Source organism: Puniceibacterium sp. IMCC21224, from assembly GCF_001038505.1.
In the GTDB taxonomy this organism is placed as follows: Bacteria; Pseudomonadota; Alphaproteobacteria; order Rhodobacterales; family Rhodobacteraceae; genus Puniceibacterium.
Genome location: NZ_LDPY01000002.1, coordinates 241,778 through 263,855, shown reverse-complemented (window position 1 = coordinate 263,855; position 22,078 = coordinate 241,778). Strand labels below are relative to the sequence as shown.

Here is a 22,078-nt window from a genome sequence, read left to right as displayed (position 1 = left end):
CCTGCCATGGGTGAGTGTCTGATGCAGCACGTGTCAGACAACATCATCGCCGATCTCGCCGCCGCCGCACGCATCCTCGCCGCCCGTGGCGTGGTGGATGGCTTTGGCCATGTCTCAATGCGGCACCCCTCTGCGCCGGACCGGTTCCTGATGTCGCGTGCTCTGGCGCCAGCGCTGGTGACGCCGGAGGACATCGTTGTTTATGGTTCCGACAGCGAGGCGGTCGAGACGACCGCGCCCAAGGGCTTTCTTGAGCGGTACATTCACGGCGAAATCTATCGTGCCCGCCCGGACATCTGCGCCGTGGTTCACAGTCATTCGCCGTCGGTCATCCCGTTTGGTGTGACGGATACACCGATGCAGGCGATGTTTCACAACGCCGCATTTCTGGCCCAGGGTGTGCCGGTTTTTGATATTTCCGACAGGTTCGGGGCGACCGACATGCTGATCTGCGACTGTACCAAAGGCGTCGCGCTGGCCGAGGCACTGGGTGACAAGGACGTGGCGCTGATGCGCGCCCATGGCTCTATTGCGTGCGGCCCGACTCTGCAAACTGCCGTATTCCGAGCCGTCTACACCGAAGTCAGCGCCCGGATTCAACATTGGAGCCACGCTCTGGCTGGAGGTGGCCCGCTTGCAGCCCTTAGCCCCGAAGAGGGGGCGCTGGCCGATCAACCCAACCAGACGGCAGGCCTGCGGGCCTGGGATCTGTGGCGCCAAGAGATCCGCGCCGAAACCGGCTGGTAACATACCCAAGGAGACCACATGAGCGATACCAAAGATCCCAAGGCTGAGCTTGCCCTTTGCCTGCGCATGTTAGAGCGGGGCGGTATCATCGACTACAACGGCCACGCAAGCATTCGTGCTGGACGTGATCGGATGTTCATCAATGTCGGCTCAGCGCAGCGCAGCCGCCTGACCGCCGCGGATATCTGCACAGTTGATCTGGACGGGAACCTGCTGGAGGGCGCGGGAAACCCGCCGTTGGAATTTCACCTTCACGCCGGGATCTACAAAGCGCGCCCCGAGGTCGATGCGGTGATCCACGCGCACCCGCAATGGTCGACCTATCTGAGCATGACTGGCCACCCCTATGCTCCCGTTTTTGCACAGGGCGCGCTGCTGTATCCGGTTCCGGTTCTTGACACGCCGGATTCCATCAATTCGCCAGAGATGTCAGCCCGGCTTGTTTGCGCGCTGACGGACCGCCCTGCAGCCCTGATGAAATCCCATGGCGCAGTGACTGTCGGCGGCGATATAACCGAAGCGTTTGTGTTGATGACCTACCTCGAAGAGAACGCCCGCCGTCAATATATGGCGCTCCAAATCGGCCAGCCCTACAGCTTTAGCCACGTCGAATGCGCCGCCGCCAAGACCAAATTGCGCAATGCCAAGTTGTTCCAGCGCACCTGGGATCATTTCGCGGCCAAGCTGGAGGATAGGACGTGAGCCGCAAATACGCGCTTGCCGGGGTGATGGGCTATCCGGTGATGCATTCGCTGTCGCCGTTGATGCACGGTCACTGGATGGAACAGCAGGGCATCGAAGGGGCTTACCTCTTTCTTGAAATTCCGCCCGATCAGCTGGAACCGGCCTTGCGCGGCCTGCATCCGCTTGGCTTTGCAGGGGTCAATGTCACGATCCCCCATAAACAACGCGCGATGGAGCTCGTCGATGAGCTTGACCCGGTAGCCGCAAAAATCGGCGCGGTAAGCTGCATTGTGGTTCGCAAGGATGGCACCCTGTTTGGCACCAACAACGATTGGCGGGGTTTTCTCTCTAACCTACGCGCTTCGGCGCCCGAATGGCGCGGTGACGCCGGGCCGGCGGTGGTGATTGGCGGCGGCGGTGGCGCGCGGGCGATCTGTCATGCACTGATGCAGGAAAATGTGCCCCAGATCCGGCTTGTCAACCGCAGCCGTGCGCGGGCAGAGGATGTCGCCCACGCGCTGGGAGGCCCGATCACCGTACTCGATTGGGAACAGCGTCATACGGCGCTGCAGGGTGCCGCGACTGTGGTCAACACAACCAGCTGCGGGATGGTTGCTCAGCCTGAACTTGACCTTTCTCTCGAACACCTCGATCCAAACGCGGTGGTTGCTGACATCGTCTACACGCCGCTTGTAACCGGGATTGTCCAGGCGGCCCGTGCGCGGGGAAACACCGCTGTCGGCGGGCTTGGGATGCTGATGCATCAGGGGCCCGCCGCATGGCAATCGTGGTTCGACCTGACCCCCGAGATCACGCCCGAATTGCGGCACAGGATGGAACGCAGTCTTGGCGGTGACCCGGGCTTGTGACCAGCGCTCGACCAGGTCTGTCCTAGTCCGGAAACGGGTCAACCACGACACGACGGCCCAGCATAAAGGCATCAGCGACGTGGATCAGCGGTTCGGCATCCACATCGCTGGCGTCAGACTCAAGCAGGCCGGCAAAGCGATCATACAGCGCCGGGTATTCGCCGGGGCCGGTGACCACCTGATCGCGCCCATCAATCGTGAGCGTCGCGCCGCCGTTGGACAGGCACAGGATGCCCGCGTTGGTCTCTACCTCGATCTGCCATAGCTCTTTGCGACCATGACGCCAGTCGAAATCGGCGGTGACAGTCAATGAATCCGCGCCGGTGAACGCCAGTTCTGCGGCAATCGGGGTGGCGCGGTTTTCCGGGAACGACAGAGTGGCGGCAGTCAAATGTACCGGGGTCGGCAGAATCTCGGTCAGGATCGAGAGGGCGTTGATGCCGGGATCAAACACCCCCAACCCACCGGGTTCCCAAATCCAACCCTGTCCGGGATGCCATTTTCGCACATCTTCCTTCCAGTCGATGCGGACGCGGCGTGGTGGGTTTTGTGCCAGCCAGGCGCGGGCAGCGGCCACGCCAGTGGCGTAGCGTGAATGCCAGGTCGCGAACAGCGTCACGCCCGCCGCATCGGCCATCGTGCGCAGCCGCAGCACTTCTGCGACGCTGGCGCCGGGGGGTTTTTCCAGCATGACGTGGCGACCCGCCGAAATCGCCGCCTGCGCTGCGGCAAAGCGCGGCACCGGCGGCATACACAACGACAGCGCCGGGATATCAGGACGCGCGGCCAAAAGCGCTGCGATGCTGCCAAAGTTTTCGATCCCGACCAGCCCGCCAGAGCTGCTGACCGTGGCGGCCAGATCAAACCGGGCGTCGTCCGCCAGCGCAGGCACGTGCTGGTCGCGGGCGATTTTACCGACACCGATGATGGCGATTTTAGTGGCTGTCACGTGGCACCTCGTTTCCGCGGCATCCTTTTAGGAAATCGAAATCCGCACCGGTGTCGGCGCCCTCGACATGCGTTACGAACAGATGGGCATATCCGCTTTTGGGGGCGTCGACGGTTGGAATCCACGCCTTTAGTCGCGCGGCCAGCTCAGCATCGGAAATATCCAGATGCAGCCGCCGCGCGGCGACGTCGAGTTCGATCATGTCACCGGACTGCACCACCGCCAGCGGCCCGCCTGCTGCGGCCTCGGGCGACACATGTAGGATCACCGTACCATAGGCCGTGCCAGACATCCGGGCGTCCGAGAGTCGGACCATATCGGTGATACCCTTCTTAAGCACTTTGGGTGGCAGACCCATATTGCCAACCTCGGACATGCCGGGATACCCCTTGGGGCCACAATTTCGCAGCACCATCACACAGGTCTCGTCGATATCGAGCGCGTCGTCGTTGATGCGGGCCTTGTAGTCGTCGATATCCTCGAACACGACCGCGCGACCGCGATGCTGCATCAAGTGCGGGCTGGCGGCCGAGGGTTTCAACACCGCACCGCGCGGCGCGAGGTTGCCCCTGAGCACCGCGATCCCGCCCGATTGCGTCAGCGCCTTGTCCACCGGCAGGATGACATCCTCGTTCCAGTTGACGGCAGTGCTGACCTCGTCCCAGACGGTCGCGCCGGACACGGTCAGCGCGTCGCGGTGCAGCATCCCGGCTTCGCCCAGCCGCTTCAGCACTACCGGCAGACCGCCGGCATAATAGAACTCTTCCATCAGATATTTGCCCGAGGGCATGAGGTTGACGATGGTCGGCACCTCGCGGCCCAGCCGGTCCCAATCCTCAAGCGTCACGTCAACGCCGACCCGGCCCGCCATGGCAAGCAGGTGAATCACCGCGTTGGTCGACCCGCCAATGGCACCATTGGTGCGGATAGCATTTTCAAATGCCTGTTTGGTCATGATGTCCGACGGTTTCAGGTCGTCCTTGACCATCTGGACGATGCGCCGGCCAGAGTGTTGCGCCATCACTCGGCGACGCGCATCGACACCCGGAATCGCGGCATTGCCCGACAACGCCATGCCAAGCGCCTCGGCCATGGAGGCCATTGTCGAGGCGGTGCCCATGGTGTTGCAGGTGCCCGAAGAGCGGCTCATCGCTTGTTCGGCCTCAAGAAAATCCTCTTGCGTCATCTTGCCGGCCTTGATGTCCTCGGACATCTGCCACAGGGCTGTGCCCGACCCGACCCGTTCGCCCCGGAACCAGCCGTTCAACATCGGCCCGCCGGTGACGACGATCGACGGAATGTCGGTGCTGGCGGCCCCCATGATCAGCGATGGCGTGGTCTTGTCACAACCGACAAGCAGCACGGCACCGTCGATCGGCTGCGCGCGCATACATTCCTCGACCGCCATGGCCGCAAGGTTGCGATACATCATCGCTGTCGGGCGAAACGTGTTTTCAGACGCGGAGAAGACCGGCACTTCGAGGGGAAAGCCCCCCGCCTCCCAGATCCCGGCCTTAACCTTTTCTGCCAGCTCGCGCAGGTGGCCATTGCAGGGGGTCAGGTCCGACCAAGTGTTGAGGATGCCAATCACCGGGCGACCGTCGAACAGGTCATGCGGATAGCCCTGATTTTTTAGCCAGCCCCGGTGGTAGATATTGTCGCGCGAAGTGCCACCGTACCAATCCTGCGAACGCAGGCGGCGCGGCCACGAGGCGGGTTCAAACGTCATGGATGCCTCACAGGGTTCGGATATTGATGCGCGTTTCTGGCGACGGACCACGGGTCCAGGCCAGCGGGTTGCGCAGGGGCAGGCCAAAATCAGGGGCCTCGATCTCAAACACGTCGCCATCCTGCGGTCTGACCCCATCCGCAAAGGACAAGGTTGCCGTGCCGAACATATGCACATGCACATCGCCAGGCTGACGGAAAATGGCGTATTTAAAGTGGTGGTGTTCGAGGTTGGAAATGGTGTGGGACATGTTCGCCTCGCCCGACAGGAACGGCTTTTCGAACAGGACGCTGTCGCCGCGCCGGATCCGGCTGGTGCCGGTCACGCTGGCGGGTAAATCGCCGACCAGCAACTCGGGCCCAAGCGAGCAGGGGCGCAGTTTGGAATGCGCAAGATATAGGTAGTTCTGCCGCTCCATCACGTGATCCGAAAATTCATTGGCAAGCGCAAAACCGATGCGGAACGGGGTGCCGTCCGGACCAATGACGTAGATGCCGGCAATTTCAGGCTCTTCGCCGCCATCCTCGGCAAAGCCGGGGCTGCAAAGCGGCTGACCGGGGGCGATCAGCGCGGAACCGGTGCCTTTGTAGAACCACTCTGGCTGCACGCCTGCCAGCTCTCCGGCGGGTTTGCCATTCGCGACACCCATACGAAACATCTTCATCGAGTCGGTTTCGTCCTCTGGCGCCCGTTCGTGCATCGAGGATCGCGTCGCGGCAGACCCAAGGTGCGTAAGGCCGGTTCCTGTCAGGTGCATATGCGCCGGATCGCGATGCGAGATCGGGTTCAAAAGCCGCCCCTCGGCGTACAGCCGGTCCAGGTCGACCGCGCCGTTCAGGCCAAGCGACTGTACCATGTCGTTCAGGCTTTTGCCGTCTGTGGCGCAGGCCATCGCAAGTTCATGGAGCGACTGGTCGGTGCGCACATCATAGGCCTCGGTCCCCGAGCGTGCGACAACCTGAATCCCGCCTGCAACTGTTCTGTATTGAGAGAGCAGCATTGTTCAGCCTTTCTTTTTGTTCATGACGTCAAAGATCACCGCCGCCAGCAGCACAAGACCCTTGATCACCTGTTGCCAGTCGATGCCGATGCCCAGGATCGACATGCCGTTGTTCATCACGCCCATGATGAAGGCGCCAATCACGGCCCCGACCACAGTGCCGACGCCGCCGGACATCGACGCGCCGCCGATGAACACTGCGGCAATCACGTCCAGCTCAAAGCCGATACCGGCCTTTGGGGTAGCAGTGTTGAGCCGGGCGGCAAACACCAACCCGGCCAACGCGGCAAGCATCCCCATATTGGCAAAAGTCAGGAACACCAGGCGGCGAGAGTTGATGCCTGACAGCGACGCGGCCTTTTCATTGCCGCCAATGGCATAAATCCGCCGACCAATGGTGGTCTGGCTGGTGACAAAGGAATAGACCGCGATCAGCAGCGCCATGACAATGAACACATTGGGCAGGCCGCGAAAATCGGCCATCAGCCAACTCATGTAGATCAGCGCAAGAAAGATCAGCCCATTCTTGGCGGCAAAGAAGGCAAAGGGTTCTTCGGGTGTCCCGGTTCTGGCCTGCGCCTGGCGGCTGCGCACCGCCAGGACCAGCAGGATTGTCGCCACGATAACCCCAATCACCAGCGAAAACAGATTGTAGCCTTCGCCACCGAACAGATCGGGGATGAATCCGGATGAAATCAGTTGAAACTGACCGGGGAACGGACCGACCGACTGTCCGGCCAGCAGCCAGAGCGTCAGCCCCTTGAACACAAGCATACCCGCCAGCGTGACAATAAAGGACGGAATGCGGAAATAGGCGATCCAGAACCCCTGCGCAGCGCCGATCACCGCCCCGGCAGCAAGACAGATCACCGCAGCGATGGGGTAGGGGACATCAAGGTTGACGATCATCACCGCCGCCAGCGCACCGACAAAGCCCATCACCGATCCGACGCTAAGGTCGATATGCCCGGCGACGATGACCAGCAACATCCCCACCGCCATGATCACGATATACGAGTTCTGGAGGATCAGGTTGGTCAGGTTCACCGGTTTGAGCAGAATGCCCCCGGTGGCGACCTGAAAGAATGCCATGATTGCAATCAGGGCGAACAGAATGCCGTATTCGCGCAGATGATTTTTGAGAAAGCGCAAGCTGTCGCCGCGTACGGGGGCGTCCTGCGCGTCGGTCGGCGTTGAGTTGGTTGTGTCGGTCATTGGCTGCGGTCCCCGGATTTGATAATCGCGGTCATGATCTTTTCCTGGCTGGCGTCGCTGGTGGGCATTTCTCCGACAAACCGGCCTTCGTTCATGACATACAGGCGGTCGGTGATGCCCAGCAGTTCCGGCATCTCCGACGAGATCACGATGATCGCCTTGCCCGCTTTGGCAAGGTCGCGAATCACCGTGTAGATTTCGAATTTCGCGCCGACGTCGATGCCGCGGGTCGGTTCATCTAGGATCAGAACGTCGGGATCAGCGAACAACCATTTCGACAGCACGACCTTTTGCTGGTTGCCGCCAGAAAGGTTCACCGTCTCCTGCTCGATCGAGCTTGACTTGATGTTCAACCGGGAACGGTAGCGCTCTGCCACTGCGGCCTCGCGGCGGCGGTTGACGATCATGCCGTCAGCGACCTCTTCGAGTTTGGCCAGAGGCACGTTGCGCCGGATCGTCTGGTCGAGGACGAGGCCATAGGTCTTGCGATCCTCGGTGGCATAGGCGAGCCCGGCGTTAATGGCAGCGCGCACGTTTGACAGATCTGCCGGGGCGCCGTTGATCTTGACACTCCCCGAGATGCCGCGCCCGTAAGAACGCCCGAACAGGCTCATCGCGAGTTCGGTGCGCCCGGCACCCATCAGCCCGGCGATGCCCAGAACTTCGCCCTTTTTGACGTGAAGGCTGACCTTGTCGACGACCTTGCGTTCCGGATGCAGCGGGTGATGCACGGTCCAGTCTGTGACTTCCATGGCGACAGTGTCGGTCGCGTGGTTTTCGCGCGGTGGATAGCGGTCATCCAAAGACCGCCCCACCATGTCACGGATGATCTGATCCTCTGAAATGCCGCCCGAGCAGTCGAGCCGCGACACCGCCGCACCGTCGCGGATGACCGTGATAGTATCAGCCACCTTGGAGATTTCGTTCAGCTTGTGCGAAATCAGGATCGAGGTCACGCCGTGGGTGCGAAATTCCACCAGCAGATCGAGCAGCTTTTGGCTGTCGGTTTCGTTCAGTGACGAGGTCGGCTCGTCCAGGATCAGCAGGCGGACGTTCTTGGACAGGGCTTTGGCGATTTCGACCAGTTGTTGTTTGCCCAGACCCAGATCGTCGACCAGCGTTTGTGGGTTTTCGCGCAGGCCGACACGCTGGATCAGTTCAGCGGCGCGGCGCTGGGTTGCGGGCCAGTCGATGATGCCGCGCGTCGCGCGTTCATTGCCCAGAAAGATGTTCTCCGCGATTGACAGCAGCGGGATCAGCGCGAGTTCCTGATGAATGATGATGATGCCGCAGGCTTCGCTGTCGGTGATACCGCCGAACTGTTTGACCGCGCCGTCATAGACGATGTCCCCGGTATAGCTGCCGTGCGGATAGACCCCGGACAGCACCTTCATCAGCGTCGATTTGCCCGCACCGTTTTCGCCGACAAGCGCGTGGATTTCGCCCTCTTCAACGCGAAGGTTGACGGTGTCGAGCGCCTTCACCCCAGGAAATTCCTTGGTGATGCCGCGCATTTCTAGAATGGTGGCCATAGGTCCTCTCCAATGACTGGATGCCCCCGGTCCGGCACTCCGTCCGGGGGCAAGTTGCGGTCGTGCGCCGACTGGCGCGCGCCCACAGAGAGATTATTCGATCTGGTCTTTGGTGTAGTACCCAGAGTCGATCAGCAGCTCTTCCCAGTTCGCCGCGGTGACGGGTAGCGGTTCGAGCAGGTAGGACGGCACAACCTTGACGCCGTTATCATAGGTGGTGGTGTCGTTGATCTCGGGTTCGCCACCGGCGAGCAGGGCGTTGACCATGCCGACGGTCACACCTGCCAGTTCACGGGTGTCCTTGAAGATGGTGGAATATTGTTCACCGCGCAGAATCGCCTTGATCGACGGAACTTCGGCATCCTGGCCCGACACAATCGGCATCGCCATATCACCCGAGCCATAGCCGATGCCCTTGAGCGACGAGATAATCCCGATAGACAACCCGTCGTATGGCGAAAGAACACCGTGGACCTTTTTGTCAGTGTAGTTGGCAGACAGCAGGTTATCCATGCGGGCCTGCGCAACCGAGCCGTCCCAGCGCAGAGTGCCGACGGTGTCCATGCCCATCTGGCCCGAACCGATGACAATATCACCCGAGTCGATCAGAGGTTGCAGCACCGACATGCCGCCATTGTAAAAGAAATAGGCGTTGTTGTCGTCCGGGCTGCCGCCGAACAGCTCGACATTCCACGGCTTGTCATCCGGAAAGCGTTCCTTGAGGCCATCGACCACAGTGGTTGCCTGCTGCACACCAACCTTGAAGTTGTCGAAGGTGGCATAATAACTCACATCGCCGGAATCGCGGATCAGGCGATCATAGGCCACAACCGGGATGTCGAGTGCGGCGGCATTGGCCAGCACGTTGGTCAGGGTGGTGCCGTCGATGGCAGCGATCACCAGTGCATCGGCACCCTTGGTGATCATGTTCTCGATCTGGGCGAGCTGGTTGGGAATGTCATCTTCTGCATATTGCAGGTCGGTGTCGTAGCCGGCCGCCTGGAATTGCTTGACCATGTTGCTACCGTCGGCAATCCATCGGGCCGAGGATTTGGTGGGCATGGCGATGCCAACGGTGCCTTTGTCTTGCGCCAGAGCAGGCGATACCATCAGGGCAGCCAGCGCCGTCGCGCCCAGTGCGCGTCTTGTAAAATGCATTTTGTTCCTCCCGAACTATTTGGCGCAACCCTGCTGGGCGACGCTTGTCTTGTCGCTTCTGCGTCCCGGCTCCTCCACAGGGTGATGCAAAAACTTGCGCTTAGACTTGTCAGCAAGCGATGTAACGGTCAAATTCGGATGTGGCTTATTGATATAGCAGGTTGGGTATGTCTCAGAATCGATATGCGCCCGCGAAACCGCATGATCTGGTCCGCCGCGGGCTGAAATTCTCGCAATTGCGGCTGATAGATGCGCTGGCGGCCACGCAACAGGTGGGTGCCGCCGCAGACCGCCTTGGCATGACGCAGCCTGCCGCTTCGCGCCTGCTGCGCCAGCTCGAAGAGCTGGTCGGCGCGCCATTATATGTACGACACACGCGCGGCGTCAGTCTGACCGAGGCCGGGATGATCTTGGCCGATCAGGCGGCACGCACGCTGCGCGGCCTTGATCTGTCGCAGGAACGGATATCGGAGACGACACACGGCATGCGCGGGCATGTCCGCGTTGGTGCGGTCACCGGACCGTCGCTCGATCTTGTACTGCCGGTGATCCGCAAAATGCGCGTAAGCTATCCGCAGATTGAGATTTCGGTTGAGGTTGGGACCTCAGACGAAATGTCAGAATCGCTGCTGAACTATCATCTGGATGTCTATATCGGGCGGGTACCGGATGCGGCGGACCCGTCGCTGTTTACCTTTCGCGCGATTGGACCGGAACCGCTGGCGCTGATCGTGCGGATGGATCATCCGCTGCTGAGCCGTCGCGCGCTGGATCTGGCGCAATGCCTCGAATTCGACTGGGTGATGCAGCCGCCCGGGGGATTGCTGCGCCGCACAGTCGAGGCCTATCTGATGGAGCGCGGCTATGGTCTGCCCGCGCGCACGGTCAGCACAACCTCGACCCTGTTCACACTCGCGATGATCAGCGACACCAATGCGGTCGCACCACTGGCGCGCAAGGCGGCTGATTTCTTTATCGCGCGTGCAGCCTTGGGCAGCCGTTTGGCACATTTGCCCGTCGCAGAAGACATCGCCGTGGTCGCCTATGGTCTGGTGCGCCGGGCGGGCGAAGCCAGCACCCCTGCCACGGATCGCCTGATAGCGGGAATCGAAGCCGAACTGGCGCGGGTGGAGTAGGGCGCTATCGTGGGTCCGCGGCGTCCTCTGGGCAGGACCAAGGGTCTAATCCGTCCAATATGCCGCAGCGTGATATTCGGATTTCTGAAACCCGGCATCGGTCAATTTCGGCCGAAGTTCGACGGCCGCGCGGCGTTCGGCGGCGAAAAAAAGAAAGCGATCAGCTTCGGGGTAAGCCATCGAATCAAAGGCGCTTACCGGTGTCTCGGTGCCGCCACGTATGATCCAACGCAGCGAAACCCCCTCGGGGTGGGCCAGTTGCTGGATATCGGCGGGATCAGATACAAAGAGTATCGCCTCGCCGCGGGTGGCGGGGTCGACCCCAGCGAGGAGGCGGGCCGCGACCGGGACGGCGGTTTCGTCGCCGATCACGCCAAGCCAGCCACTGCGGTCTGGCAGTTTGCTGCCGCCGGGACCAGTTATGGCGATTTTGTCGCCGGGCTGCACAGTGCGGGTCCATTCTGTGACCCTGCCGCCGTCATGCAGGAAAACGTCAAATGTGATCCGTGCCGCGCCGGATGACCCCAGCAATTCGAAACGGCGCGTGGTGTAAACCGGGCGATGCCATGCCGTCATGCCGCCCCCGGGCCATTGAGTCACGCCCGCAGCGTCGATTTGTGGCCAATTGGCACCCGCTGGCCCGAACAACAGCCGAAAGTGCAGGCCACCGGTGCCAAAGCGCGCCAAATCCGGTCCGCACATGGTGATGCGCATATAGGACGGCGAAAGACGGGTGATCGTCTCAATCCGCGCCAAACTAAGGTTCACGGGGCGCCCTGCGACCTTTTGATCCTGCCAATTGAGGGTGAGGCCAAGTGCCGTGATCCGCGCTGTCATCTGGTCGCGCATGTCTTGCAGCTTGTCTATCCTGTCGGATGAAATCACGAGCGCGGTCCCCTGACCCGTGCCCGACAGCCGGAATGAGCCGAGCGGACCGATGACATGCAGTGCCTGTTCCGTGCGCTCGTATCCGAGGCCACTGGCCTGTGCCACGGTGATGAAATTGTCAATCGCGCGAACCACCGGGAGATCGAAATACGCCTTGCCTTCGTGTATGGTCATTGCTTTGCCGCACATATTCTAGGGATTGCTTGCTCGCTTGGTGCTGGCTGAAGTCTATTTCATAGTGAAACACTCTGATATTGTGAAGCCCTCTGGCTTCGCCAATATGTGCCATGCTCAAAAGAGATCGCGGCTGAGCGGTTATGTAGTGGCTTTTGCACCCCGATTTGTCCGGATGTCGTTCAGGGGCGATTGGCGTTAGTCGTCGGCGGATAGATCACGGGGTTTACTCCGACCGGCGCAAACAGCGCCCTGTTTGAGCAAAAACAAAAATCGCCTAAGATCACGAAACTGTCACAGACAGTCAATATTGGTCCCCGGAAACATCGAATTTTTGGGGAAAACCATGAAATCTGCCACTAGCCTTACCGCCGCCGCGCTACTTGCTGTTGCTCTGCCTGCTCATGCCGAGTTTCAGCTGAACGACCGTTTCACTGATGCCGACGGTGACCTGATCGCAGACATCCCAACGGATCCGGCACAACTCGTCGATCCCTCCACGCTGATCTTTGCCTACACCCCCGTCGAGGATCCGGCGGTCTATGCCGAGGTTTGGGCCGAATTCCTTGACCACATGTCCGAGGTCACTGGCAAGGACGTCCAGTTTTTCCCCGTTCAGTCGAACGCTGCCCAGATCGAGGCGATGCGCGCTGGTCGGCTGCACATCGCTGGCTTCAACACCGGTTCGAACCCGCTGGCCGTGGCATGCGCTGGCTTCCGCCCTTTCGCCATGATGGCGGCCAAGGACGGCAGTTTTGGCTACGAGATGGAGATCATCACCTATCCCGGATCGGGCATCGAAACGGTCGAAGATATCAAAGGCAAGCAGCTGGCCTTTACATCGGAAACCTCGAACTCGGGCTTCAAGGCCCCTTCGGCGATCCTGAAAGCTGAATTTGGCATGGAAGCAGGCCGCGATTTCGAACCCGCCTTTTCAGGAAAACACGACAACTCGATCCTGGGTGTGGCGAACAAGGACTACCTGGCCGCTTCGATCGCCAACTCGGTCAAGGGCCGCATGATCGAACGTGACGTCGTCAAGGCAGATCAACTGGTCACAATCTACACCTCGCAGACCTTTCCGACCACCGGGTATGGCGTGGCGTACAACCTGACGCCCGAGCTGCAGGACAAGATCAAGGAAGGGTTCTTTTCCTTTGATTGGGACGGCAGCAAGCTGGCCGAGGAATTTGGTCGCAGCGGAGATGAGCAGTTCATCCCGATCACGTTCCAAAACGAATGGTCGGTGATCCGCACCATCGACGAGGCGACCGGCGTCACCTACGATTGTAACTGACCCCTGTTGACCGAAACACCAGACGGGCGGTTTATCACCGCCCGTCTGCGTTTTTGAAAAGTTACCCGCATGTTGAAGATCCAAGCGCTCTCCAAGACCTATAAGACGGGCGATGCTGCGCTATCAGACGTCACATTGTCCGTCCCCAAAGGTCAGATACTGGGCCTGATCGGACCGTCGGGTGCAGGCAAATCGTCGCTCATTCGCTGTATCAACCGGTTGGTGGAACCGACCGGCGGCCAGGTGCTGCTGGAAGGTGTCGATCTGGCGCGGTTGGGCAAGGCCGATCTGCGCAAGCAGCGTCGCCGGATTGGGATGATCTTTCAGGAATACGCACTGGTCGAGCGCCTGACCGTGATGGAAAATGTCCTGTCCGGGCGGCTTGGCTACGTGCCATTCTGGCGAAGCTTTCTCCGCAAATATCCCGGTGCCGACATCCAGCGCGCCTATCAGTTGCTAGACCGGGTCGGATTGCTGGACAAGGCTGACAACCGCGCCGATGCGCTGTCGGGCGGACAGCGACAGCGCGTCGGTATCGCACGGGCGCTGGCGCAGGATCCCAAACTGCTGCTGGTCGACGAACCCACAGCCAGCCTGGACCCCAAGACCAGCCGCCAGATCATGCGGCTGCTTACCGAAATCTGCGCCGAGCGTGGCCTGTCAGCCATCGTCAACATCCATGACGTGCCGCTGGCCCAGCAGTTCATGCAGCGCATCATTGGCCTGCGCGCAGGCCGGGTTGTGTTCGACGGCCCGCCCGACCAACTGACCCAAGAGGCCCTGACCACGATTTATGGCGAAGAAGACTGGAACGCGATGCGCCAGGGCGACGAAGAACAGGCCAGCGCCGAGGCCGACGCCCGTGATCGTATCGCGGCGCTCACCTGATGACTGCGCCGTCCTATCCAACAACCTGGTGCCGCCCGCCGCAGATCCTCAAGGATCGGCGCTGGCGGTTGGCGGTTCAGATCGCCATCGTCGTCTATCTGATGCTCGCCGTTGGTACGGTCGAGGTAAACTGGACGCGCGTCTATGATGGGCTGGAGCGTGGGCAACGCTTTGTCATGGGATTTCTGCAACCCGACTTTACCAGCCGCTGGTATGACATCAGTCAGGGTCTGGTCGAAAGCCTGACAATGACGCTGACATCAACCGTGGTAGGCATCGTGATATCGATCCCCATCGGCATCGGGGCGGCCCGCAACCTGGCGCCGCGCTGGATCTATTACATCTGCCGGTCGATCGTCGCGGTCAGCCGCGCCCTGCAAGAGGTGATAATCGCGATTTTCTTTGTCGCGATGTTCGGCTTTGGCCCCTTTGCTGGGTTTCTGACACTGTCCTTTGCCACCATTGGCTTTATCGCCAAACTTCTGGCCGACAATATCGAGGAAATAGACGAGGCACAGGCCGACGCGGTGCGCGCCACCGGCGCGTCGTGGGCGCAATTGGTCAATTATGCCGTGCAGCCGCAGGTCATGCCGCGGCTGATCGGTCTATCGCTCTATCGGCTCGATATCAATTTCCGTGAAAGCGCGGTGATCGGTATCGTCGGCGCCGGCGGGATTGGCGCGACATTGAACACGGCAATTGATCGCTATGAATACGATAGCGCGGGCGCGATCCTTCTGATCATCATCGCCATCGTGATGGTCGCCGAATACAGTTCAAGCTATCTGCGGAAGTTCCTGCAATGACCGAGATTTCGCATTATAGTCAGGTTTGGTCGTATCGCAGTCCGCGTGGACGGCTGCTGCTTTGGGGGGGATGGCTGGCGCTGGTCGCGTTATTCGTCTTTTGCTGGCAGATCATGACGCGGGATACAATTTGGTATTTCGTGCAGGATGCGCCGCGTCAGGCCGCCGATATCGGTGGTCGGATGCTGCCGCCGCGCTGGTTCTACCTGCCCGAGTTGATGCAGCCGCTTTGGGACACGCTTAACATTGCCACGCTTGGCACCATTGGCGGCGTGATCATGGCGGTGCCCGTCGCCTTTCTGGCCGCTCGCAACACCACGCCTTCCGCCGCGTTTCTGCGACCCGTCGCATTGTTCATCATTGTGGCCTCGCGCTCGATCAATTCGTTGATCTGGGCATTATTGCTGGTGGCGATTATCGGCCCGGGCCTATTGGCCGGCATCGTGGCAATCGCGCTCAGATCCATCGGCTTTATTGGGAAACTGCTGTACGAAGCGATCGAAGAAACCGACGCGACGCAGATTGAAGCAATCGAAGCCACCGGTGCCAGCGGGGCGCAGGTTCTGAGCTATGGGATCGTGCCGCAAATCATGCCAACCTTCTGGGGCATCACCGTATTCCGCTGGGATATCAATATCCGCGAAAGTACCATCCTTGGGCTTGTGGGTGCGGGTGGCATCGGGCTCAAGCTGCAGGCTTCTCTCAACACCCTGGCCTGGAGCCAGATTTCGGTGATCCTGCTTTTGATTCTGGCGACCGTCGTGCTGAGTGAATGGATCTCTGCACGTGTGCGGCATGCGATAATCTGATCGAATTTGTGTGCTCATACACTGCTCAGTTCAACGTCACCTCGGATCAAACACCCGCGACGGACGTGGCACGACAGTCGCGCGGTCGGTTGACACTGCATTGCAACGGGCAAACCAATACAGGTTGGCTGTGTCGATATCTTTGATAGTCAGATGCCAGACAACAGAGCCTGTTGGAAACCGGCGTCAGTCAGCGCCGCCCCTTCCAGTCCGGTCTTTGACGCGCGGGTCACGACCTCTGGGACTTACTGCTCGGATTCGGGGGTTTGGAGCGTTGACCATGTGTTGTCGAGTGGCGGTGGCGGCGGGGTTGCGCAGGCTCGGCGGTGGATACTGACCTTTGCGATAAAGTTTGCAGAGATCGGTGCTGTGACAAACAGAAATGCCATTATCAAGAGTTCATTGAGCGACCCTTTACCGGATACAAAGGCATTTAACATCGACGCCAAAAGCAGCATGCCAATTCCGATTGTGCCAACCTTGGTCGGTGCATGAAGGCGGGTCATCGGATCGTTGAATTTCAGCAGGCCAATGACACCGACCAGCACAAAGCCCGATCCGATCAGCAACGAAAGTGCGGCAACGCAGGTTCCGATGATCTGAAACGTCATTCGATAATGTCCCCCCGCAAAATGAAGCGCGCCAAAGCGACCGTTGACACAAACCCCAGCATCGCAATCAGCAACGCCACCTCAAAGTAGATTTGCGTGCCCTGATGAATACCTAACACAACGACCAGCCCCAACACGTTGATGACCATCGTATCCAGAGCGAGTATTCGGTCACCCGGTGTCGGCCCAACCACCAGCCGCACCATCGACATGAGCTGGCCAAGCGCAAGCGCCAGAAAGGCGATGATCAAAGCTGCATTCATAAGTCCCATAGCAAAGGTCATGAGAAAATTTCCAATAGGCGGCGTTCATAACGTATCTTGATGTCATCCCGTATCGCATCAGGATCATCTGTGTGCAGAACATGCACGAGCAGGCTGTGGCCTTCGTCGGAGAGGTCCGAGGAAACGGTGCCGGGGGTAAGGGTGATGGTGCCCGCAAGCACCGTTATAGCCTCGGGTTGGCGCAATTCGAGGGGCACGACAATCCAGGCAGGTTTCAGTTTCGTATTCGGGACCGTCAGAACAATCCAGGCGACCTGAATATTGGCAACGACGATATCCCACATGACGATGATGCTATAGCTGACCATCTTGCCCAGCCGGAATCCCTTGGGCGTATCTGGCCACCAGATTGACGTGACCCACGGGATGATGATTCCCAGGATAATCCCGAACACAACCATCCCTGCGGATATCCCATCCTGCAGTAGCATCCAGACGACCACCAGAGTGAGGGTCAAAAATGGGTGTGGCAAGAGCCAGCGGTATGCGCGCGTCATGTCAGTGATCCTCCGTCGGTTCGCTGAGCTTGCCGGGCGTATTGATCACGGTCGAGATGTAGGTTTCCGGCGCGAACAACTGGGCCGCCATGGTTGTTGTGTACCGATGTACCTGCCCGGCAAAGACCGTATGGGCGGCAAGCAGCACACACAACCCACCTACTGAGACATATGACAGGATCGTTGGTGGCGTCGTCTGAGCTGCGCCGTCCGGCACCTCTATGCTATGGGCCTTCCAGAATAGGATGCTGCCTGCGCGGGAAAATCCAATAATGCTGATCAGGCTGGAAATCAGGACAACCGCCCAGATCCAAACCATCAGATCCGTGTCATAGGCCGCCTCCAACACCAGAAGTTTGCCAAGAAAACCCGAAAGGGGCGGCAAGCCGGCCATCGCAATGGCACCCAGGAAAAACAGCGCCGCCGTCAGCGTAGTTCCGGCCATTGGCGGTTGCGGTGTCAGTTCCAGATTCCCGCGCCCGGTACGCACAAGATCTGCGATCAGGAACAATGCAGCTCCGGCGAGCGTCGAATGTACGGTATAGTACAGCGCCGTCGCGATGCCCGCCGGGGTGAACAGTGATATCGACACCATCACCATCCCCATCGACCCGATGATGGAAAAGGCGACCAGCCGGTCCAGCCTTTTGGCGGCCAGAACGCCGACCATTCCAATCGCGAGCGACACCAATGCAGCGGGGAGCAACCACAGGTCATGAAGACCCGATGTGACATCCAGGTCAGGCGGAAAAATCAGCGTGTAAACGCGGATGATCGCGTAGGCGCCCACCTTGGTCATGATGGCAAATAGCGCCGCCACCGGTGCGGGGGCTTCGGCATAGCTTGACGGCAGCCAGAAATGCAGAGGCACGATAGCCGCCTTGATCGCAAACACCAGCAACAGTAGAACCGATGCAACGCGAATGCCCACCGTCTCTTCCGGACCGATCATCGCAACACGCTGCGCCAGATCGGCCATGTTCAGCGTGCCGGTTTCGGCGTAAATCGCGCCCAAGGCAAACAGGAACAGCGTTGAGCCAATCAGATTGAAAAGCACGTATTGCACGCCAGCCTGTAACCTTGCATTTCCACCAGCGTGAATCATCAGCCCATATGAGGCGATCAACAGCACTTCGAAGAACACGAACAGGTTGAAAAGATCCCCGGTCAGAAACGCACCCAGAATGCCCATAAGCTGAAACTGAAAGAGCGCGTGAAAATGCCACCCCCTGTTGTCCCAGCCCGATCCGATGGCGTAAAGCAGCACAAAGAACGCCAATACGGATGTCAGCAGAACCATGAAGGTCGACAATCGGTCGCCGACAATCACGATGCCGAACGGTGCCGCCCAATCGCCCAGTTGGTAGAGTACGACGCTGCCGTCAGAAACCTCCCAACAAAGTCCGGCCGCGATGAAGATCAACGCCAGAACACCGCCGACTGAAAAGGCGCGCTGAATCTGAATGTGATAGCGCGCGGCCAACACGATAAACGGTGCCAGCAAAGCAGGCAAAACGACGGGCGCGATGATCCAGTGGATCATGATGTCTCCTCCGCCGGGGTGTCACTCTGAACAGGTTGATCATCGACGTGATCGTCATCTGCTCCAAGATATGCGCCCAGACTGATCATCACCACGACAGCTGTCATCCCAAAGGAAATGACGATGGCCGTCAGCACCAGCGCCTGCGGAAGAGGGTCGGTATACACCGTCACGCCATCGGCCAGGATTGGTGGCGCGCCGACGGTCAGGCGACCGGAGGCAAACAGAAACACGTTCACCGCATAGGTCAGCAGCGAAATACCCAGGATCACCGGAAAGGTGCGCAACCGCAGCGTAAGGTACAGCCCGCTTGCGGTCAGGATGCCAATGGCGGAGGCAACGAGAAGCTCCATGTTACGCGCCCCCCTTTATCGGATCGTGTTCATCCAGTGGCAGTTCATCACGCGACGGGTCGATGTCCATCGGATGTTCGCTGTCTTTCATATTCGCGCGCCGGGCCAGTCGAGAGAAGCTCTCGAGTGACAGCATAACTGCCCCGACCACGGCCAGAAAAACACCAAGGTCGAAAATCGACGCCGTTGCGAGTTCGAATTTTTCAAAAGGCGGAATGCGAACATAGGTGAAATCAGACGTCAGGAAAGGTTTGCCGACAAACCACGCCCCCATTCCGGTAAACCCGGCGATCAGCACACCCGCGCCAATGACCCCGTGGTAAGGGTATCTCAGTCGCGCAGAGGTCCAGGCGAAACCGCTGGCCATATATTGCATCACCACACCGATAGAGACTATCAAACCTGCGATAAAGCCGCCGCCGGGTTCGTTATGGCCCCGCAGAAAGATGTAAAAGCCCACCATCAGAACCACGGGCATGATGACGCGGGTCAGGACAACCATCATCATCGGATGCTTGTCACCTGCCCGTGGTTGATCCGGTTTTCGGTTCAGCAGACGCGCGCGCACCGGGCCGTCCAGCAGTGTTTCCGTCAACGCGTAGATCAGCAGGGCCGCAATACCCAGAACGATGATTTCGCCGTACGTGTCAAAGCCCCGGAAATCGACCAGGATAACGTTGACCACATTGGTCCCCCCGCCACCTTTGTACGAGTTTGCCAGGTGGAACTCGGAAATTGGCGTGCCGACGGCATCGCGCAAAAGGTAGTGATAGGCCAGCGCGAATGTCGCCAGGCCCCCCGCGACGGCCACGACACCATCACGCACTCGACGCAGAACCGAGCTTTCGATCGGCGTGTAGTTTGGCAGGAAATTCAGCGCCAGCAGCAGCAGGATGATCGTCACCACCTCAACCGTGAACTGTGTCATGGCAAGGTCCGGCGCGCTCAGATACACAAATCCGATCGAAACCATCAGACCCACGATACCAATCAGGATCAATGACAAGAGCCGGTTGCGGTGCAAGAGAACCAAGGCACAACTGGCGGCGACAAGCATGGCCCAACCCGCAATGGCCACGGGGTTGGCAGCTTGCATGGCCCGTGTCGGCGCGGAAACTGTTCCTGTGCTCCACGCATGAAATCCCGCAGCGAGCATCGCAATTGTCGCAATGACAGCGTAGCGCGTGAAAGCGCCGTTGTGCAGTGCAAAGATGATTTTTTGCGCCAGCCGCGCTGCGCCTTCGACAATCATGTCAAAGATTACTTTGGCCTCGGGTCGCGGCGCCGCTTCCCATGCGCGCAGGAGTGGGCGGTACAGAACCATCAAGAGTACGCCGCCAATCACCGCGGTAATCGACATATAGAGCGCCGGCACCAAACCATGCCAAATCTTGAAATGGTCATCAGGAACGTCTGCTTCGATGCCCAGCAGCGATGCGGTAACGATCTTTACAAATGGCTCGGCCAGAAACGGAGCGACGCCGATCACCACGACAAGAGTGACCAGAATGCCGGGCGGTAGCCACAAACCGGGGCCCGGATCATGCGGCTTGGACGGGTAGTCGTCGCGCACCGGCCCAAGGAAAACGTGCCCGATCAGACGAAAGCAATAGGCGGCGGATAACAGCGAACCGATAGTTGCCAGCACGGGAACCAACAGCGGCATGCCAAAGAGCGTGGTGTGCAGCGTTTCCTCCAGCATCATTTCTTTGGACAAGAACCCGTTCAGCAGTGGAATGCCCGCCATCGACAAGGCGGCGAGCGTCGCAATCATAAAGGTCACTGGCATCAGTCTGCGCAACCCACCCAATCGGCGAATATCGCGGGTGTGGGCCTCGTGATCGACAATCCCGGCAGACATGAACAGGGCCGCCTTGAAGGTGGCATGGTTCAGGATATGAAACACGGCCGCCATAGCGCCAAAGGCGGTGCCGGTTCCCAAAAGCATGGTGATCAACCCAAGGTGACTGACAGTCGAGAACGCCAGAAGCGCCTTAAGGTCGTGTTTGAACAGGGCGATCAACGCCCCGAGAACCATTGTGATCAGCCCCGCCGTCGTCACGATCCCAATCCACTCCGGCGTGCCTGACAGCACCGGCCACATACGGGCCATCAGGAAAATCCCGGCCTTAACCATCGTGGCCGAGTGCAGATAAGCCGAGACAGGTGTCGGGGCGGCCATCGCATGTGGCAACCAGAAGTGGAACGGGAACTGTGCCGATTTGGTGAAACAGCCAAGCAGGATCAGGATCAGCGCCGGAACATAAAGCGGGTCCGCCTGGATCAGTTCGCGGTGCTGCAAAATGACGCTTAGATCATAGCTGCCGACGATCTGACCCAGGATCAGCATGCCACCGATCATCGCCAGCCCGCCCATGCCGGTCACGACCAAGGCCATCCGTGCGCCCTGTCGCCCTTCTGGCAAATGCTTCCAGTACCCGATCAACAGGAATGACGACAGCGATGTCAGCTCCCAAAAGATCAACAAGAGCAGAATGTTGTCGCTGAGTACGATGCCCACCATCGCGCCCTGAAACAGCAGGAGATAGGTAAAGAATTCGCCCATATTGTCATCGCGGCTGAGATAGTGCCGCGCATATGCGATGATCAAAAGCCCGATGCCAAGGATCAGCACAGCAAAGAAAAACCCAAGCCCGTCAAGCATAAGCGTGAAATTCAGCCCAAGCAGTGGCATCCAGTCGATCCGGGCCATCACGACCTCGCCCGCCAGAACCGAGGGAAGATTGGTCAGCAGACCCAGAAACGCAATAAGAGAGACAGCAAACGTCACACCAGCGCAGGCTGACCGCCCTGCGGCGTTCATCAGACCAGGAAGCAAGGCACCGAAGAACGGCAAGGAAACGATGAAGAAAAGTGACACGTTGAAACTCTACCCGGTTAGTCTGTCT

Annotated in this window: 21 protein-coding genes; 8 read left to right on the top strand and 13 right to left on the bottom strand. The window is 59.5% G+C overall.

Features of this window, described 5'->3' with window-relative positions:
- Positions 1–21 precede the first annotated feature (21 nt).
- The 3 genes from IMCC21224_RS20685 to IMCC21224_RS20675 are packed head-to-tail and all read left to right on the top strand — an operon-like array spanning position 22 to position 2,300.
- Entirely contained in the window at positions 22–747 is a 726-nt protein-coding gene (locus IMCC21224_RS20685; protein WP_082135393.1) for a class II aldolase/adducin family protein, read from the top strand.
- 18 nt (positions 748–765) lie between these two features.
- Entirely contained in the window at positions 766–1,449 is a 684-nt protein-coding gene (locus IMCC21224_RS20680; RefSeq protein ID WP_047997469.1) for a class II aldolase/adducin family protein, read from the top strand.
- Positions 1,446–2,300, top strand: coding sequence for a shikimate dehydrogenase (locus IMCC21224_RS20675; protein WP_082135371.1), 855 nt, complete (start codon positions 1,446–1,448; stop codon positions 2,298–2,300). The genes IMCC21224_RS20680 and IMCC21224_RS20675 overlap by 4 nt, the downstream gene beginning before the upstream one ends.
- Positions 2,301–2,322: 22 nt before the next feature.
- Here IMCC21224_RS20675 and IMCC21224_RS20670 read toward each other — a convergent pair whose 3' ends face one another.
- From IMCC21224_RS20670 to chvE, 6 genes are all read right to left on the bottom strand, one after another.
- Positions 2,323–3,249: a Gfo/Idh/MocA family protein gene (locus IMCC21224_RS20670; protein WP_047997468.1), complete on the bottom strand. Its 927-nt coding sequence runs from the start codon at positions 3,247–3,249 to the stop codon at positions 2,323–2,325.
- Complete coding sequence (gene araD, locus IMCC21224_RS20665) at positions 3,236–4,978, bottom strand: L-arabinonate dehydratase (protein WP_047997467.1); 1,743 nt, start codon at positions 4,976–4,978, stop codon at positions 3,236–3,238. Before araD ends, IMCC21224_RS20670 begins: the two co-directional genes overlap by 14 nt.
- 7 nt (positions 4,979–4,985) lie before the next feature.
- Entirely contained in the window at positions 4,986–5,978 is a 993-nt protein-coding gene (araD1, locus tag IMCC21224_RS20660) for an AraD1 family protein (protein ID WP_047997466.1), read from the bottom strand.
- Between the two features lie 3 nt (positions 5,979–5,981).
- Complete coding sequence (gene mmsB, locus IMCC21224_RS20655; RefSeq protein WP_047997465.1) at positions 5,982–7,193, bottom strand: multiple monosaccharide ABC transporter permease; 1,212 nt, start codon at positions 7,191–7,193, stop codon at positions 5,982–5,984.
- Positions 7,190–8,725: a multiple monosaccharide ABC transporter ATP-binding protein gene (gene mmsA / locus IMCC21224_RS20650; protein WP_047997464.1), complete on the bottom strand. Its 1,536-nt coding sequence runs from the start codon at positions 8,723–8,725 to the stop codon at positions 7,190–7,192. The genes mmsB and mmsA overlap by 4 nt, the downstream gene beginning before the upstream one ends.
- Positions 8,726–8,818: 93 nt before the next feature.
- Positions 8,819–9,883, bottom strand: coding sequence for a multiple monosaccharide ABC transporter substrate-binding protein (gene chvE / locus IMCC21224_RS20645; RefSeq protein WP_047997463.1), 1,065 nt, complete (start codon positions 9,881–9,883; stop codon positions 8,819–8,821).
- Positions 9,884–10,050: 167 nt separating this feature from the next.
- Between chvE and IMCC21224_RS20640 the strand changes: the two genes are divergently transcribed.
- Positions 10,051–11,019 (top strand): LysR family transcriptional regulator, encoded by a 969-nt coding sequence (locus tag IMCC21224_RS20640; protein ID WP_047997462.1) that lies wholly within the window; start codon positions 10,051–10,053, stop codon positions 11,017–11,019.
- Positions 11,020–11,064: 45 nt separating this feature from the next.
- Here the strand turns inward: IMCC21224_RS20640 and IMCC21224_RS20635 are convergent, their stop codons facing one another.
- On the bottom strand, positions 11,065–12,081 hold the full coding sequence (locus IMCC21224_RS20635; protein WP_231582166.1) for a siderophore-interacting protein: 1,017 nt from the start codon (positions 12,079–12,081) through the stop codon (positions 11,065–11,067).
- A gap of 346 nt (positions 12,082–12,427) precedes the next feature.
- Between IMCC21224_RS20635 and phnD the strand changes: the two genes are divergently transcribed.
- The 4 genes from phnD to phnE (IMCC21224_RS20615) all read left to right on the top strand — a co-directional run bounded on the left by phnD (position 12,428) and on the right by phnE (IMCC21224_RS20615) (position 15,881).
- On the top strand, positions 12,428–13,378 hold the full coding sequence (gene phnD / locus IMCC21224_RS20630) for a phosphate/phosphite/phosphonate ABC transporter substrate-binding protein (RefSeq protein ID WP_047997650.1): 951 nt from the start codon (positions 12,428–12,430) through the stop codon (positions 13,376–13,378).
- Between the two features lie 69 nt (positions 13,379–13,447).
- Positions 13,448–14,266, top strand: a complete 819-nt coding sequence (gene phnC / locus IMCC21224_RS20625) for a phosphonate ABC transporter ATP-binding protein (protein ID WP_047997461.1) — start codon at positions 13,448–13,450, stop codon at positions 14,264–14,266.
- A complete protein-coding gene (gene phnE, locus IMCC21224_RS20620; protein ID WP_047997460.1) occupies positions 14,266–15,072 on the top strand; it encodes a phosphonate ABC transporter, permease protein PhnE in 807 nt (268 codons plus the stop codon). Before phnC ends, phnE (IMCC21224_RS20620) begins: the two co-directional genes overlap by 1 nt.
- Positions 15,069–15,881, top strand: coding sequence for a phosphonate ABC transporter, permease protein PhnE (gene phnE, locus IMCC21224_RS20615; RefSeq protein ID WP_047997459.1), 813 nt, complete (start codon positions 15,069–15,071; stop codon positions 15,879–15,881). Before phnE (IMCC21224_RS20620) ends, phnE (IMCC21224_RS20615) begins: the two co-directional genes overlap by 4 nt.
- A gap of 245 nt (positions 15,882–16,126) precedes the next feature.
- Here phnE (IMCC21224_RS20615) and mnhG read toward each other — a convergent pair whose 3' ends face one another.
- From mnhG to IMCC21224_RS20585, 6 genes are read right to left on the bottom strand one after another with little or no spacing between them, the layout of a single operon-like run.
- Positions 16,127–16,492, bottom strand: a complete 366-nt coding sequence (gene mnhG, locus IMCC21224_RS20610; protein ID WP_047997458.1) for a monovalent cation/H(+) antiporter subunit G — start codon at positions 16,490–16,492, stop codon at positions 16,127–16,129.
- On the bottom strand, positions 16,489–16,776 hold the full coding sequence (locus IMCC21224_RS20605; protein ID WP_047997457.1) for a K+/H+ antiporter subunit F: 288 nt from the start codon (positions 16,774–16,776) through the stop codon (positions 16,489–16,491). The genes mnhG and IMCC21224_RS20605 overlap by 4 nt, the downstream gene beginning before the upstream one ends.
- Entirely contained in the window at positions 16,773–17,273 is a 501-nt protein-coding gene (locus IMCC21224_RS20600) for a Na+/H+ antiporter subunit E (RefSeq protein ID WP_047997456.1), read from the bottom strand. Before IMCC21224_RS20600 ends, IMCC21224_RS20605 begins: the two co-directional genes overlap by 4 nt.
- 1 nt (position 17,274) lies before the next feature.
- Positions 17,275–18,816 (bottom strand): monovalent cation/H+ antiporter subunit D, encoded by a 1,542-nt coding sequence (locus IMCC21224_RS20595; protein WP_047997455.1) that lies wholly within the window; start codon positions 18,814–18,816, stop codon positions 17,275–17,277.
- Complete coding sequence (locus IMCC21224_RS20590; RefSeq protein WP_047997454.1) at positions 18,813–19,169, bottom strand: Na+/H+ antiporter subunit C; 357 nt, start codon at positions 19,167–19,169, stop codon at positions 18,813–18,815. The genes IMCC21224_RS20595 and IMCC21224_RS20590 overlap by 4 nt, the downstream gene beginning before the upstream one ends.
- Position 19,170: 1 nt before the next feature.
- The gene (locus IMCC21224_RS20585; protein WP_047997453.1) at positions 19,171–22,050 is read right to left on the bottom strand and encodes a monovalent cation/H+ antiporter subunit A; all 2,880 of its coding nucleotides are present in this window, start codon (positions 22,048–22,050) and stop codon (positions 19,171–19,173) included.
- Between the last annotated feature and the right edge of the window lie 28 nt (positions 22,051–22,078).